Source organism: Mesorhizobium sp. B1-1-1, from assembly GCF_006442955.1.
Taxonomy (GTDB): domain Bacteria; phylum Pseudomonadota; class Alphaproteobacteria; order Rhizobiales; family Rhizobiaceae; genus Mesorhizobium.
The window spans coordinates 123,866-137,012 of record NZ_VFWW01000009.1; the positions used below are offsets into that span (position 1 = coordinate 123,866).

Annotated in this window: 15 protein-coding genes and 1 pseudogene; 12 read left to right on the forward strand and 4 right to left on the reverse strand. The window is 63.4% G+C overall.

The window, feature by feature from the left end; translation table 11 throughout:
* The first annotated feature begins 435 nt into the window (after nucleotides 1-435).
* The 11 genes from FJ986_RS19775 to FJ986_RS30510 all read left to right on the forward strand — a co-directional run bounded on the left by FJ986_RS19775 (nucleotide 436) and on the right by FJ986_RS30510 (nucleotide 9,181).
* Nucleotides 436-762 (forward strand): DUF736 domain-containing protein, encoded by a 327-nt coding sequence (locus tag FJ986_RS19775; protein ID WP_140523014.1) that lies wholly within the window; start codon nucleotides 436-438, stop codon nucleotides 760-762.
* Between the two features lie 287 nt (nucleotides 763-1,049).
* Nucleotides 1,050-1,331: a helix-turn-helix domain-containing protein gene (locus FJ986_RS19780; protein ID WP_140523012.1), complete on the forward strand. Its 282-nt coding sequence runs from the start codon at nucleotides 1,050-1,052 to the stop codon at nucleotides 1,329-1,331.
* 17 nt (nucleotides 1,332-1,348) lie between these two features.
* Nucleotides 1,349-2,404 (forward strand): replication initiator protein A, encoded by a 1,056-nt coding sequence (locus FJ986_RS19785; RefSeq protein ID WP_140523010.1) that lies wholly within the window; start codon nucleotides 1,349-1,351, stop codon nucleotides 2,402-2,404.
* Nucleotides 2,401-2,892: a DUF2840 domain-containing protein gene (locus FJ986_RS19790; RefSeq protein ID WP_140523433.1), complete on the forward strand. Its 492-nt coding sequence runs from the start codon at nucleotides 2,401-2,403 to the stop codon at nucleotides 2,890-2,892. Before FJ986_RS19785 ends, FJ986_RS19790 begins: the two co-directional genes overlap by 4 nt.
* Nucleotides 2,889-3,434 (forward strand): S26 family signal peptidase, encoded by a 546-nt coding sequence (locus tag FJ986_RS19795; protein ID WP_140523008.1) that lies wholly within the window; start codon nucleotides 2,889-2,891, stop codon nucleotides 3,432-3,434. Before FJ986_RS19790 ends, FJ986_RS19795 begins: the two co-directional genes overlap by 4 nt.
* Nucleotides 3,435-3,469: 35 nt before the next feature.
* A complete protein-coding gene (locus tag FJ986_RS19800; RefSeq protein WP_140523006.1) occupies nucleotides 3,470-3,799 on the forward strand; it encodes a DUF736 family protein in 330 nt (109 codons plus the stop codon).
* An 89-nt stretch (nucleotides 3,800-3,888) separates the two neighbouring features.
* Complete coding sequence (locus FJ986_RS19805; protein ID WP_318013186.1) at nucleotides 3,889-4,572, forward strand: lytic transglycosylase domain-containing protein; 684 nt, start codon at nucleotides 3,889-3,891, stop codon at nucleotides 4,570-4,572.
* 243 nt (nucleotides 4,573-4,815) lie between these two features.
* Complete coding sequence (locus FJ986_RS19810) at nucleotides 4,816-6,555, forward strand: VirD2 family relaxase/mobilization nuclease (protein ID WP_140523002.1); 1,740 nt, start codon at nucleotides 4,816-4,818, stop codon at nucleotides 6,553-6,555.
* Nucleotides 6,556-6,576: 21 nt separating this feature from the next.
* Nucleotides 6,577-8,568, forward strand: coding sequence for a conjugal transfer protein TraG (locus tag FJ986_RS19815; protein WP_140523000.1), 1,992 nt, complete (start codon nucleotides 6,577-6,579; stop codon nucleotides 8,566-8,568).
* A gap of 5 nt (nucleotides 8,569-8,573) precedes the next feature.
* On the forward strand, nucleotides 8,574-9,029 hold the full coding sequence (locus FJ986_RS19820) for a CopG family transcriptional regulator (RefSeq protein ID WP_140522998.1): 456 nt from the start codon (nucleotides 8,574-8,576) through the stop codon (nucleotides 9,027-9,029).
* An 11-nt stretch (nucleotides 9,030-9,040) separates the two neighbouring features.
* A complete protein-coding gene (locus tag FJ986_RS30510) occupies nucleotides 9,041-9,181 on the forward strand; it encodes a hypothetical protein (RefSeq protein ID WP_181165445.1) in 141 nt (46 codons plus the stop codon).
* Here FJ986_RS30510 and FJ986_RS19825 read toward each other — a convergent pair whose 3' ends face one another.
* Both FJ986_RS19825 and FJ986_RS19830 read right to left on the reverse strand, forming a co-directional pair.
* Complete coding sequence (locus FJ986_RS19825) at nucleotides 9,182-10,507, reverse strand: type II toxin-antitoxin system HipA family toxin (protein WP_140522996.1); 1,326 nt, start codon at nucleotides 10,505-10,507, stop codon at nucleotides 9,182-9,184. It abuts the gene before it with no gap.
* A complete protein-coding gene (locus FJ986_RS19830) occupies nucleotides 10,507-10,761 on the reverse strand; it encodes a helix-turn-helix domain-containing protein (RefSeq protein WP_064982438.1) in 255 nt (84 codons plus the stop codon). Before FJ986_RS19830 ends, FJ986_RS19825 begins: the two co-directional genes overlap by 1 nt.
* Nucleotides 10,762-11,162: 401 nt before the next feature.
* Here FJ986_RS19830 and FJ986_RS19835 point away from each other — a divergent pair.
* Nucleotides 11,163-11,454, forward strand: a pseudogene (locus FJ986_RS19835) (type IV secretory system conjugative DNA transfer family protein); the annotation flags it as partial.
* Nucleotides 11,455-11,515: 61 nt separating this feature from the next.
* Here the strand turns inward: FJ986_RS19835 and ehuB are convergent.
* Both ehuB and FJ986_RS19845 read right to left on the reverse strand, forming a co-directional pair.
* Complete coding sequence (ehuB, locus tag FJ986_RS19840) at nucleotides 11,516-12,388, reverse strand: ectoine/hydroxyectoine ABC transporter substrate-binding protein EhuB (RefSeq protein WP_140522994.1); 873 nt, start codon at nucleotides 12,386-12,388, stop codon at nucleotides 11,516-11,518.
* Nucleotides 12,389-12,639: 251 nt separating this feature from the next.
* A complete protein-coding gene (locus FJ986_RS19845; protein ID WP_140522992.1) occupies nucleotides 12,640-13,107 on the reverse strand; it encodes an Lrp/AsnC family transcriptional regulator in 468 nt (155 codons plus the stop codon).
* Between the last annotated feature and the right edge of the window lie 40 nt (nucleotides 13,108-13,147).

The following is a 13,147-nucleotide window of genomic DNA, read 5'->3' on the forward strand; positions in this document are numbered from 1 at the left end:
CGCAGCGGGTTCGTTCTTCGGCCCAAACAGGACATTCGCAGTGTGCCGTCGCGTGCGCTTGGCACAACGGGGCAAGCCTTTGATGCGGGTCAACATTGTGGGCGGACCTCCTGGCCAACCAATCCGCTTCGTCGCCGAGCTACCGATGCCGCGATTGCCTCCCTCCTTCATTTCGCAGAGCGCACCAACGACCTCTCGAGCCGGCTGATCTGGCCGAAGGACGGCTGAAGCCTCGACCGCCTATGCCGCAAGGGCGCGTTGCGCGTTTCTTCCCCTGGGCAAAGCCCATTCCTCGCGGAACCAAGAAACGCGCGCCTCCGCCATCCTCCGCTTTTGCTGCGGTCGCAAGCGATGCGGCGGCGGTCGCCTCCGGCCCTGTGATCGCTATCGAGGCCGCATGGTGCGGGCTCGGAAACGAAGAAACGGAGACTGAAAATGGCTACCATCGGCACTTTCAAGAAGACCAATGCGAACGAGTTCACCGGCGAGATCATCACCCTCAGCGTCCAGGCCAAGGGCGTGCGCATCGTCCCCGACACCCGGGCCAGCGGCGAGAACGCTGCAAGCCACCGCGTGGTGGTCGGCAAGGCCGAAATCGGCGCCGCCTGGTCCAAGCGCTCCAACGAGGGCCGCGACTATCTCGGGCTCAAGCTCGACGATCCGAGCTTCACCGCCCCGATCTACGCCAACCTCTTCGCCGACGAGGAAGGCGAGGGCCATAGCCTCATCTGGTCCCGCCCCAACCGCCGCAACGGCGAGTGAACTGGCAGACGCCTCGCCCGGTGTCGGGCGAGGCGCCTTCTGCCGGTGCCGCGGAAGCTTTCCGCGCCGCCGGCTGCCATTACCGGCTTCCTGTCGTCTGATGCGCGACGCCGTGGAGATGGTCGAGCGCGGCTGTTCTCAATGGCTGCGCGCCGGCGCCACTGCCTGAAGGCCTCTTGGCGGTGCGAAATAGCGCCCCTCAATTGCGCACCTGATCACCGTCTCCACACTCTTCCATCCTGGCCATCGATCGCCGTTCAATCTCGACGGCCGCAAGGAGACACCCGATGAATGCCGACGCCGCGCCATTGCCGCCGCGCTACCTGCGCACTTCGGAAGCTGCGCATTTCCTCAGTCTTTCGGCGCGTACGCTGGAGAAACACCGCACCTACGGCACCGGGCCTGCCTATCGAAAACTCGGCGGCCGCGTCGTCTACGCCGTCGACGACCTCCAGGCCTGGGTGCAGCGCGGCGCGATGACGTCGACATCCGATCCGCAAGGCTCGGTGCTGCCCGCCAAGCCTCAAGCCGCCCGCCTGATCGCCTATGCCGGGCGCGAAAGGCGCTGACACGGCTGATCTCCCCTATGTCGGCACGACCACGCCAACCATCGGAACGCGGACAGCTTGATCTGTTCCACGCGCTGCCCGGTGTTGTCGCGCCACGCGATGCGCAGGACCTCATGGCCTATCCCTTCTTTTCCCTCGCCAAATCCAGGCGCATCGCGCCCATCGACTTTCGCGCCGGCGATGTGGCTATCCGTGTCGAAGCGATGCCCGACCACGGCATGGCGACGATCTGGGATGCCGATATCCTGATCTGGGCCGCAAGCCAGATCGTCAATGCGCGGGACGCCGGATTGCGCACTTCGCGCCTGATGGCCGCGACGCCATACGAAATGCTCACCTTCGTCGGCCGCGGTGTCTCGAAGCGAGACTATCTGCGCCTCAAGGCGGCGCTCGATCGCCTGCAGTCGACAAGCGTCGTCACCTCCATTCGCCAACGCGCCGAAGGCCGGCGCCATCGCTTCTCGTGGATCAACGAGTGGCAGGAGCGCTTCGATCGAAACGGCCACCCGCTCGGCGTCGAATTGATTTTGCCGGATTGGTTCTACCGCGCTGTTATGGACGATGCGCTCATCCTGACGATCGACCGCGCCTATTTCCGCCTGACGGGCGGTCTGGAGCGCTGGCTCTATCGGCTGGTGCGCAAGCATGGCGGTCGCCAGCACTCCGGCTGGCGTTTTGACATCAGCCACCTGCATCGCAAGTCCGGCAGCCTCTCGCCGCTCAAGCGCTTCGCCTTCGAACTGCGTGGCATCGTGCGCCGCCAACCTTTGCCGGGATACCTTCTGTTCACGGAGGTCGAAGCCAGCGGCCGTGTGCTGTTGGCTTTCGAGCCGGCGCCCGGATCAGTGGACAGGGTCGTGCCATCAGGAACCCGGACTATCGTGCCATCGGGAACCGGATCCTCGTGCTTTCGGGAACCGCGATCGGCCCTAAGCGGCGGGGTCGACACGGAAAATCGCGCTCTTAACTTAGAGTCTAACTCTCAATCTAACAGTCTTGCGCGCAAGCCGTCGACTGGCAGTGAGGGGCAGAAGCGGCGGTGCGCTGGCTGGCGCAAGGGAGACGACACATGACGTCGTCTACCCAATCGACGCCGCGCGACGACCTCACGACGGTCGAGCTGATCTGGATCGAGAATCGGATTGAGCATCGCATCCGCTTCGGACGTCCTGCCCATGAGACGATCATCGACAAGCGGCGCCGCGTCGTCGGATTTGCGCCAGGCAGTGTTTTTGCGTTCGTGCGCTGGGCGGCGAATGACTTTGGCACTGTTGTTTCGCGCATCGACATCGTGCGCGCGGTCTTGCCCGCTGAAGCGTATCAGACTCTGCCTTACATCCGGCCAGGCGGCGAGATCCTGCTCAAGATCGCAGGTTGGGACAAGGTCGAGCGGGTTCTCCAACTGATCGATGCGGTCGAGGCGATCGGCCTCGATCCGGTCGAGGCCGCACCGGGCTATTGGCGTCAGACCCACAACCGTCTGATTGCGGGCGGAAGGCCGCGTGCCTATTCGCTCGAGCAGCACCGCGCCTTTCTGTTGCGCAAGCGGGTGACTTCATGAGCCGCACCGCCTGCATAGCCGCGGCACTTGCAGCCGTCACCGCGACGGTCGCTCCCGCTGTCGTGGAGATGCCGCAGCTGCTGCTGTGGAACGCGTCGGCCAGCGCGCCACTCGGGCTTTATGCGATCAGGAACATGGCCGTCCCCACGGCCGGCGCGCTCGTTGTCATCGAACCGCCAGACAAGGTCGCTCGGTTCGCCGCCGAGCGTGGCTACCTTCCGCTCGGCGTGCCGATGCTGAAGCACATCGAAGGGCTTCCTGGGCAGCAAGTCTGCCGTCTCGGCCGCCTCGTCACGGTGAACGGGCTTGCGCTGGGTGCTGCACTGGAGCGCGACCGCAAGGGGCGCGCGCTGCCGGAATGGCAGGGCTGCCGCATCATCGCCGCCGCCGAAATCTTCGTCATGAACCGGAAGGTCGGGGAGAGTCTCGATGGCCGCTATTTCGGCCCGTTCCCGGCGAGCTCGATCGTCGGGGCCGCGCTGCCGCTTTGGACCGACGAGAGGGGCGATGGCCACTACACCTGGCTCGCTCCGGCGAACTGAAATTCAGTCCAGCCAACAAGAGAAGGAGATAATCCATGGCCGAGATCGGCGTCTTCCAGAAAACAGATTCGGGTTACTGCGGGCGGGTTCGAACGCTGCTCGTGGATGCCGAGCTGGTGCTTGTGCCGACCACAATATCTGACGGCAAAGCGCCGGATTTTCGTATCCACATCGGTGACGGCGGCGGCCCCGAGGTGGGTGCGGCCTGGAAGGAAACCGGACAGACGGTTGGCGACTATCTGTCGTGCCGGTTGGAGGACCCGCTGTTTGGCCGGCGCTTTCGCGCCGGTCTCTTCCGAACCGACGACGGCTCCTGGTCTCTGCGCTGGATCCGGCCGAAATCGCGGCCGGAGCGTGCTCGATGAGTGGGCCATCGGCGCCGAAACGTGCGGACGGAAGCCGCCCCGTCAGTCGGTTGCCTGGTCGGCGAGAGGCACTCTGGCTGATCGGTGGCATGCTGATCGTCTGTCACGCGATGACGGGGGCGCTGGCACAATCCGCGCCGGCCTCCCGCAAATCCGCGGACGATCCCTATGCCGCGCCTATTGCCGAGGCGTCGCATCGCTTCCGCGTTCCTCAGCGCTGGATACGGGCAATCATGCACGTCGAAAGCGCCCGCGACCCGCGCGCCGTGTCGCGAAAGGGCGCCTTGGGCTTGATGCAGATCATGCCCGCAACCTTTGCCGAGCTGCGCCTTCGTCACCAGCTCGGCCGCGATCCCTATGATCCGCGCGACAACATCCTTGCCGGCACCGCCTATCTTCGCGAGCTGTATGATCGATACGGTTCACCGGGCTTTCTCGCCGCCTACAACGCCGGGCCAGGGCGTTACGAAGCCTCCTTGAAGGGCCGTCCGCTGCCGGCTGAGACCCGGGCCTATGTTGTCACGCTTCGCCCTTTCTGGGGCGGCGGTGATGCGCCCGGCGCACTCACCGCCGGCCATGCCAAGGCCGTCAGCTGGACGGTTGCGCCGCTGTTCATAGTCCCGTCCGGGTCAATGGCCGCTTCCGGTCTTCCGGCTGGCGAAGACATTTCCGTCGAGGTTTCGTCGTCACCGTTGGTGCGCAAACTTTTCGCGGCCGGTTCGCGGCCGCGCCAGCTGTTCACAGGGTCCGACGTCCGGACATCGCAGCGATGACGAAGTCTCCGTCAGGTCGCCCCCTGGGGTCTCGTTTGACGTCGCAGCCAATGAGGCGAGTCGGGCACGAGGTAACAACCGAGGGATGGCAGGATAAAAGGGCGCACATTGCGCGGCGGTCTGGTGGTTGTTCTTGCTTGATTTTCTGGCGCGTTCCGCACATTGCCGGCCATCGGCGCAATGTGTATGAAGCAGCCAGCATATTGTATTTGCTTTTCTTTTTCCACATTGCGGTGCCGCGCCATGGCTGATGAGCGCGAGTTTCGCATTCGACCCGGGCGCATCCGCTCCACGCGCGCCCAGCAGGCCCGGCCCTTCATCGCGCAGGTGTTGGCCGCGGCGAAAAAGGCCGGCGGCGGTATTTCGCGCTCGGGCCGGATTGTACAAGCAAGCCGCTCCCGCTTTGGTCACGGTCAGCGCGCCAGCATCCAGGCCAACCGCCTCATCACCTCGCGATCGCGCGGCGCCGTCGTCAAGGCGCGAGTCGTCCGTCATTCCGTGCGCGCCGCTCCACTTGGCACTCACCTCAACTATCTGCGCCGCGAGGGTGTCAGCCGGGACGGGGAGAAGGGGAAGCTGTTCGGGCCGGGAACGGAGAATGCCGATGGCGCTTCCTTCGCCGCTTGCGCCAAGGACGATCGTCACCATTTCCGCTTCATCGTCTCGCCGGACGACGCTCTCGATATGGCGGACCTCAACGCCTTCACCCGCGATCTGGTGGGGCAGATGGAGAAGGACCTCGACACGCGGCTCGACTGGGTGGCGGTCGATCACTGGAACACCGAGCATCCCCACATTCACCTGATCGTGCGTGGGGTTCGCGACGATGGCCAGGATCTGGTCATCGCGCGTGACTACATCAAGGAAGGCATGCGCGACCGGGCTCGCGATCTGGTTACCCAGGAACTGGGTCCGCGCACCGAGCTCGATATCCGCCACTCGCTCGAAAGCCACATCCAGTCCGAGCGGTGGACGCAACTTGATCGGCAGTTGCTTCGCGACAGCCGTGACAGCGGGATCATCGATCTCGCGCCATCTCCCCAAAGTCAACCGGACGAGTATCACGCTCTGAAAATCGGTCGCCTGCGCAAGCTCGAGACCCTTGGTCTTGCCCAACAGGCCGGGCCTGGCCAATGGGCAATCGACGAACGGGCCGAAGCAACACTGCGCGAGCTAGGCGAGCGCGGCGACATCATCAAGCGCATCCACCGCGCGATGAGTGCGGCTGACATCGAGCGTGGCTCAGCCAATTATGTCCTGGCCGCGGAGAGCCTGGAGACGCCGGTTGTCGGCCGGCTGGTCGATCGTGGGCTCGATGACGAACTGATCGGCACGGCCTATGCCGTGGTCGACGGCGTCGACGGACGCACCCATCACATCAAGCTCTCCGATCTGGAGGCCGCTGGCGACAGCGCACCGGGATCGATCGTCGAGCTGCGAAAATTCGATGATGCGCGCGGGCAGCGGCGAGCCGCGCTCGCCGTGCGCTCCGACCTTGGAGTGGATCAGCAGATCACGGCATCGGGTGCGACCTGGCTCGACCGTCAGGCAATCGCGCGCGAACCGGCCGCCCTGGCCGAGGCCGGCTTCGGCGCCGAGGTTCGCGACGCCCTCGACCGGCGCGCCGAACATCTTGTCAAACAGGGGTTCGCGGAGCGCCAAGGCAGACGGGTCGTCTTCACCCGGAACCTGCTCGACACGCTGCGACGTGCGGAACTGGAGACGCTGGGCGACAGGCTCGCCGCCGACACCGGAAAACCCTTCAAGCGCGCCGCCAGCGGAGACTTTGTTGCCGGCACCTATCGCCAGCGCTTGGCGCTCGCCTCCGGCCGTTTCGCCATGATCGACGACGGACTAGGCTTCCAGCTCGTCCCCTGGACGCCCTCACTCGAAAAGCATCTCGGCCAGCACGTCTCCGGTGTCGCACGTGGCGACGGCGGCATCGACTGGAGCTTTGGCCGCAAGAAGGGTCTCGGCCTCTGACACTGGAAGAAAGGAACAACCATGTCCGCCACGAAAATCCTGTGGGGCCAGATCCTCACGGTCTTCCTGATCGTCCTCTTGACGACCTGGGCGGCGACACAATGGACCGCATGGCAACTCGGTTTCCAGATGGGGCTCGGTCCGCCCTGGTTCGAGATCGCCGGGTTGCCTGTCTACTATCCGCCCGCTCTGTTCTGGTGGTGGTATTTCTACGACGCCTACGCCCCGTCTATCTTCGGGAAAGGCGGATTGATCGCCGTGTCCGGTGGCTTCCTCTCGATCATTGTTGCCATCGGCATGTCGGTGTGGCGGGCGCGCGAAGCCAAGACTGTCCAGACCTACGGGTCGGCGCGCTGGGCCGAGAAGCGAGAGGTGGAGGCAGCCGGCCTAATCGATAACGATGGTGTCGTGCTCGGGCGCTATGACCGCCATTATCTGCGTCACGACGGGCCAGAGCATGTGTTGTGCTTCGCCCCGACCCGGTCCGGCAAAGGCGTCGGCCTGGTGGTGCCTTCGCTTCTGACCTGGCCGGGCTCGGCGATCGTCCACGACATCAAGGGCGAGAACTGGCAGCTCACCGCGGGCTTTCGCGCTCTGCACGGTCGCGTGCTGCTTTTCGATCCGACCAATTCGAGATCGTCAGCCTACAACCCGCTTCTGGAAGTCCGCCGCGGCGAATGGGAGGTTCGCGACGTGCAGAACATCGCCGACATTCTCGTCGATCCGGAAGGGAGCCTGGAGAAGAGGAACCATTGGGAGAAGACCAGTCACGCGCTGCTGGTCGGCGCGATCCTCCATGTTCTCTACGCCGAGCAGGACAAGACGCTCGCCGGCGTCGCGGCCTTCCTCTCCGATCCCAAGCGCCCGATAGAATCGACGCTTGCCGCGATGATGAAGACCGCGCACCTGGGAGATGCCGGCCCGCATCCGGTTATCGCCAGTGCGGCGCGCGAGCTGCTCAACAAATCCGACAATGAACGCTCGGGTGTGCTCTCCACCGCGATGTCCTTCCTCGGTCTTTACCGCGATCCGGTTGTCGCCGGCGTGACCCGGCGCTGTGACTGGCGAATTTCCGACATCGTTGCGGGGACGCAACCAGCAACGCTCTATCTCGTCGTGCCGCCTTCGGACATCAACCGGACCAAACCCCTTATCCGCCTCATCCTCAATCAGATCGGTCGCCGCCTCACCGAGGACCTGCCTACCAAGACAACCCGCCACCGGTTGCTTCTGATGTTGGACGAGTTCCCGGCGCTGGGCCGCCTCGACTTCTTCGAGAGCGCGTTGGCTTTCATGGCCGGCTATGGCCTGAAAAGCTTTCTCATCGCGCAGTCGCTCAACCAGATCGAGAAGGCTTATGGCCCCAACAACTCGGTCCTCGACAACTGTCATGTCCGCGTCAGCTTCGCCACAAACGACGAAAGGACCGCCAAGCGTGTCTCAGACGCGCTCGGCACGGCAACCGAAATGCGGGCGATGAAGAACTATGCCGGTCACCGGCTTTCGCCGTGGCTTGGGCATCTCATGGTGTCGAGGCAAGAGACTGCACGGCAGTTGCTCACTCCTGGCGAGATCATGCAGCTTCCGCCGACCGACGAGATCGTCATGGTGGCAGGCGCGCCGCCGATCAGGGCCAAGAAGGCGCGGTACTATGAGGACGCCAGTTTTAAGGAGCGCGTGTTGCCGCCACCCGAACTGGCGCGGTCCGGAGAGGCCGAGCCTGACGACTGGAGCGAGTTGCCGATCCTGGCTCACTTGGAGGTCACGCACGTTTCCGGAACGCTACAGCAGGGCGATGGCGATCCAACGGGATCGGAGCGCCGCCTGCAAGCCGAACTCAATCGGGCGCAGGCCGTCGAGAGGGCGGCGCCGATTGAAGACGAATTCGATATGGGACAGGACGACGATGCCGACGACGACGATGATGCCGTCCGCAACCGGCGACTGGCGCGCCTCATGCAGGGCGTTGCGCGGCAGGTTTCCCTGGATCCCGATGACGGCATGGAGTTGTAGGCGCCATGATGGCTCGCAAAAAGAAGGCGCAGATTTCCGTCTATCTCGATCAGGCCATCATGACGATGCTTGGCGATTATGCGGCGCGGCGCGATCAACCCCAATCCATGATTGCGGAAGCCGCACTCGCTTCCTTCCTGTCGCCGGATGGGGATGAACGTCGCGAGGCCGCTATCGCCAAACGCCTCGATCAGGTTGATCGCCGCCTGGCCAGGCAGGAGCGCGATATCGGCATTGCGGTCGAGACACTGGCGGTGTTTGTCCGTTTCTGGCTCGCGACAACGCCAGCGTTGCCCGAGCCCGCCGCCCAGGCCGCGCGCGCCAAGGCGGCCGAGCGCTACGAAGCCTTCGTGACCGCCCTGGGCAGGCGCCTCGCGAAGGGGCCGAAACTGCGACAGGAGATTTCCGAGGATATCAATCCGATGGACACCGCGAAAACCCACCCTGACGGAGTTGGCTAGCTTGGAGCCTGATGGCCATGTTCATCATGATGATGGGTATACTTGACGCCGGTGGCGGTCACGCGACGACAATGTTTGTTGGACCGAAGAAGACGATGATGATCAGCAGCGGCTGGCGAGCAAGTCCCGGCAGCCGGTTCGTCGCACCTTGATCAATCGATGGCATCAGCCTTGTTATCGGCGAGGAGAGCCGCCCGCTTGCCGATAGCCGACTTGACTGCGTCGACAAGCTGTTCAGGAAAGCCACGCGGCAGCGAGACGATCACCTCGTCGGCCTGCTTTTCCACGTTTTCAGCAATGTCATCGAAAATTCTGCGCATGACAGGGGTGCCCACACCGGCAATGTCAGCGGTCTGCAGGAAGTGGCGTGGCATGATGTCAGGTACCGAATAGTGCCTGTTCTTGCCGACCGACATTGCCAACTTGAATTTTTGGTGCGGAATCTGGCCGGTATCAAGGCTGGGCTGCGCGGTCAGCACGTCGTAAAGGGGCGTCATGCGGAATCGTCCGCCAGGGCTCAAAAAAATACTGAAATTCTTGGCGTGGCCGTCGGTCGCGCCAATCAGCCAGAACAAGATGCAGGTGCGCAAGAAGGTGGCGATGCCTTCATCTGGCGTATCGCTACCCTTCAAGAGCTCGATAATCTCGCGCATGCCGGGACCGCCATCCGACTGGTACTTGCGCGTCGGCGGCACTGACAGCGCCTGACAGATATCTTCCTGCGGTAGGCGCAGGAGGCGGCCGTCGCGGGCCCACAGCCGGTCGAAGCGTTCTACGATCAGCGTGCGGCGTTTGCCGAAGTCAGCGATCTGCGCCTGGGCGGCGGGAACGCCAAACGCTTGCAGCAGCTTAAGGCACAGATACTCGTTCTCGACGCTGTTGGAGAGATCGATGCCGTTCGGCAGCCGGCCGGTCTGCGGCTTCAGGATATGGGTGGTCGCTGCCGTGCCGATCGGTTTGAACCAGCCTCCGTCCTTGCGCAGCAGTGCGGTCTTTTCCTGCGCGCCGGCAATCGAGATGCGAAAGTCCTCATCCTCGCCGAGGCCTAGCGGAGCGGCAGCAAGGTTCTCGATGATTCCGGCGACGTCCTGGTTGCTGACCGGCCTGCCTTCGAGACTGCCGGGAGGGCCTGGATCCATGCCATCAGGCAGGAATTGCAACGCGCCGACGCAGTCATGGCCGAGCGCAGCCAGCATGCTGTAGGCATCCGTGCCGTCGGCGCCGACGCGTTCGGCAACACGCCTGCGTATGGCGTCATTGTCCGGAAGCAGGTTGTCGAAGACGTTGGTCACCGGCGTGCCGATGTAGCGGTCTTCCCGCAAAGGAAGCGAGAGTGAGATCGGGAAGGTGCCTCGCCAGTCCAGCCATTCGCGGGCGTATTGGAAGTCGATGGCGCCCGTCGATTCCCTGCGCAGGACGCCCACCAGGCGCCCGTTCAGGAAGACATTCAAGGGAATGTGAGCCCGTCGCCGTGCCATTAGAACAGGTCCTCAATATCAGCGGAGCTGCCTTTGCTGCGCGCGCGCACGACGAGTTCAAGGTCGAGAGCGGAGAGGGCGGCCATCAAGGTGCGGAGTTGCATCGCAGGCTCGCCGGCCTCGAGGCGGGAGACCGTACCCTGGCGTAGGTGGATCTGGTTGCCGAGCGAGCCTTGCGTGAGCCCGGCGTTCTTGCGAGCGCGGCGCAGGATGGCTCCGAGTTGTTTTTCGTTGCGAGCGATCTGGTCTGTCATGATGGGTCTCCACGCCCGTAATATACGCGATCGCGTATTGATCGTCAATATACGGGGTTAGGTATAAAACGGAGATATACGCGATCACGTATGTAGGAAAGATATACGCGATCGCGTATGATGCCGTGTAGCTGGCAGCGGCGGTCTTGGCCCCAACTGAAACGAGCGGGACGATACATTCTTGAGACTTTGTTGAAGCACATCTCGCCGCCCGGTCGGGAACACATCAACCTAACTGGCGTCTACACCTGGGATACGGAACTTCAGATGGCGAACGGCTACGACGAGCGCGTCCTGAAAACCATGTATTCCTTGCTCACTCGCAGTCATTGCCCCTCGGCGAGGATCAAGGTTCAAGCGACACGAGCGTCTGCCCGAGCGGCTACGCCTCGAGTTACTTTCTCGAGGTCTGGCGTGGGGAATGGGAGGTCCGCGACGTACAAAACATCGCCGACATCCTGGTCGATCCCGAAGGCTCGCTTGAAAGGCGCAACCATTGGGAAAACACGAGCCACGCGCTGCTGGTCGGTGCGGTCCTGCATGTGCTCTATGCCGGACCGGACAAGACCCTGGCGGCGTCGCGGCATTCCTGTCCGATTCGAAGCGCCCGATCGAATTGACATGGCGGCCATGATGACGACGCCGTACCTGGGGGAGGGCGGTCCGCACCCGGTCATCGCCAGCGCGGGCCGCCGGCGCTAGCGCGGGGCCGCCCGCGCTGTTGATGCCAACTGGGTTCTGTTGCTGATGGCGTTCAGTTGGCGGCTCCGCACAATTGCGACCTCGTCAATCCTGGCGGCACGTTCTCCGTGGGGCCAAATCCGTACTTCGCCATGATGGTGGCGATCGTGCCATTCGACATGACCTTCGCCAGACCCCGATTGTAGAGGTCGCGCAGATCGCCATCGTCCTTCCTGAACGCGATCGCGATGTAGCTGATCGACTTCTCGTCCGTCGTAAACGGGCTGGCGCGCTCCAGATCGGGGCTCTTGTTGCCGGCAAGCAGCCCGATCACCGTCGGGGAAGAGAACAGAGCCGCGTCGATGCGGCCGGCGCGCAGTGCCGCGATGTTGGTCTCGATGTCGGGGAACTGCAGGATGCGGTCCTCCGGCACACCCTCGGTGATAGCGTTCTTGATGACGTTGCTGCCGCGGCCGCCGCCCATGATAGCGTCGGATTTCTTGGCAAGATCCGCATAGCTGTGGATCGCCTTGGGGTTGCCTGCGAGCACGATCGCCGCGTCGTCGGACCTCAGGTCGGGAGCGCCGAAGGCGACCTGCTGACATCGCTCCGGCGTTATCGACAGGCCCGACGCAACGGCATCGAAACGGCCGGCCATCAGGCCAGGGATCAACGCGCCGAACTCGGTGACCTCAAACTCGACCTGCTTGACCCCGAGATCGGCAAAGGCAGCCCTGAGAAGATCCGGATGCCAGCCAAGCAGCTCGCCGGTTCCCTCCTTCTTGTAGCCCCATGGCGAGCGGTTGTGGATGCCGATGACGATCCGCCCTTCCTTCAAGACGCGTTCTTTCGTGGTCTCTGCCGCTGCCGGCAGCACAGATCCAACAAGCGCGGCATAGGCGATGCAGGCCAGGCCAATCGCAGCCGATCGGGCTCGAAATTTCATCGGTGGGGTCCTCCCATGAGTTTGAGTTGCGCGAAGGCGTCCCGCCTCAGCCGCTCAACGCTACGGTCGGATGCGGTGCTTCGTCAATATATATGTACAAAATATGTACATATTGCGGACGGACTGGGGTGGGTGGATCAAGCCTGGCCGCTCGAGGAGATACACGCCCGACGTGAATTGCGATCGGGGTGACGCGGTCCCCCAACTCGCTTCCGCCGCTGAAGCTTAACCGACGCCGAATGACCGGTCGCCTAGACAGGCAAGACTTCCGAGCGCTTGACCTGGCCGAGCGCGAAGCTGCTTTCGATCGAGGCGATGTTGTCCAGCCGCGTCAGCTTGTCCTTGATGAACCGTTCGTAGGCCTCCAGGTCGCGCACCACGATGCGCATCAGGTAATCGCGCTGGCCCGTCATCAGATAGCAGTCGACAACCTCCGGCCAGCGCAGCACGGACTGAGAGAAGCGGTCGAGATCGTCTTCGCGTTGCCGTTCAAGCTTGATCGACGCGAAAGCGCTGATCGGCAGCCCGAGCTTCTTTTGGTCGACGACGACCGTATAGCCTTTGATGACGCCGGCGCCCTCCAAGAGCCTGACGCGCCGGGCGCATGGTGAGGGCGAAAGGCCGACGGCTTCAGCAAGGTCGTTCGTCGTCGCTTTTGCGTTCTTCTGCAGCGCGGCAATGATCTTCAGGTCGATGGCATCAAGCGTCGGATTTGGCATGTTTCCCTCGTCTGGCGTCATTATTGGCTGCATCAGCCAA

Coding starts and splice junctions, on each gene's coding strand:
- FJ986_RS19775 (WP_140523014.1), top strand. CDS start 436: ATGGCTACCATCGGCACTTTCAAGAAGACCAATGCGAACGAGTTCACC.
- FJ986_RS19780 (WP_140523012.1), top strand. CDS start 1,050: ATGAATGCCGACGCCGCGCCATTGCCGCCGCGCTACCTGCGCACTTCG.
- FJ986_RS19785 (WP_140523010.1), top strand. CDS start 1,349: ATGTCGGCACGACCACGCCAACCATCGGAACGCGGACAGCTTGATCTG.
- FJ986_RS19790 (WP_140523433.1), top strand. CDS start 2,401: ATGACGTCGTCTACCCAATCGACGCCGCGCGACGACCTCACGACGGTC.
- FJ986_RS19795 (WP_140523008.1), top strand. CDS start 2,889: ATGAGCCGCACCGCCTGCATAGCCGCGGCACTTGCAGCCGTCACCGCG.
- FJ986_RS19800 (WP_140523006.1), top strand. CDS start 3,470: ATGGCCGAGATCGGCGTCTTCCAGAAAACAGATTCGGGTTACTGCGGG.
- FJ986_RS19805 (WP_318013186.1), top strand. CDS start 3,889: ATGCTGATCGTCTGTCACGCGATGACGGGGGCGCTGGCACAATCCGCG.
- FJ986_RS19810 (WP_140523002.1), top strand. CDS start 4,816: ATGGCTGATGAGCGCGAGTTTCGCATTCGACCCGGGCGCATCCGCTCC.
- FJ986_RS19815 (WP_140523000.1), top strand. CDS start 6,577: ATGTCCGCCACGAAAATCCTGTGGGGCCAGATCCTCACGGTCTTCCTG.
- FJ986_RS19820 (WP_140522998.1), top strand. CDS start 8,574: ATGATGGCTCGCAAAAAGAAGGCGCAGATTTCCGTCTATCTCGATCAG.
- FJ986_RS30510 (WP_181165445.1), top strand. CDS start 9,041: ATGGCCATGTTCATCATGATGATGGGTATACTTGACGCCGGTGGCGGT.
- FJ986_RS19825 (WP_140522996.1), bottom strand. CDS start 10,507: ATGGCACGGCGACGGGCTCACATTCCCTTGAATGTCTTCCTGAACGGG.
- FJ986_RS19830 (WP_064982438.1), bottom strand. CDS start 10,761: ATGACAGACCAGATCGCTCGCAACGAAAAACAACTCGGAGCCATCCTG.
- ehuB (WP_140522994.1), bottom strand. CDS start 12,388: ATGAAATTTCGAGCCCGATCGGCTGCGATTGGCCTGGCCTGCATCGCC.
- FJ986_RS19845 (WP_140522992.1), bottom strand. CDS start 13,107: ATGCCAAATCCGACGCTTGATGCCATCGACCTGAAGATCATTGCCGCG.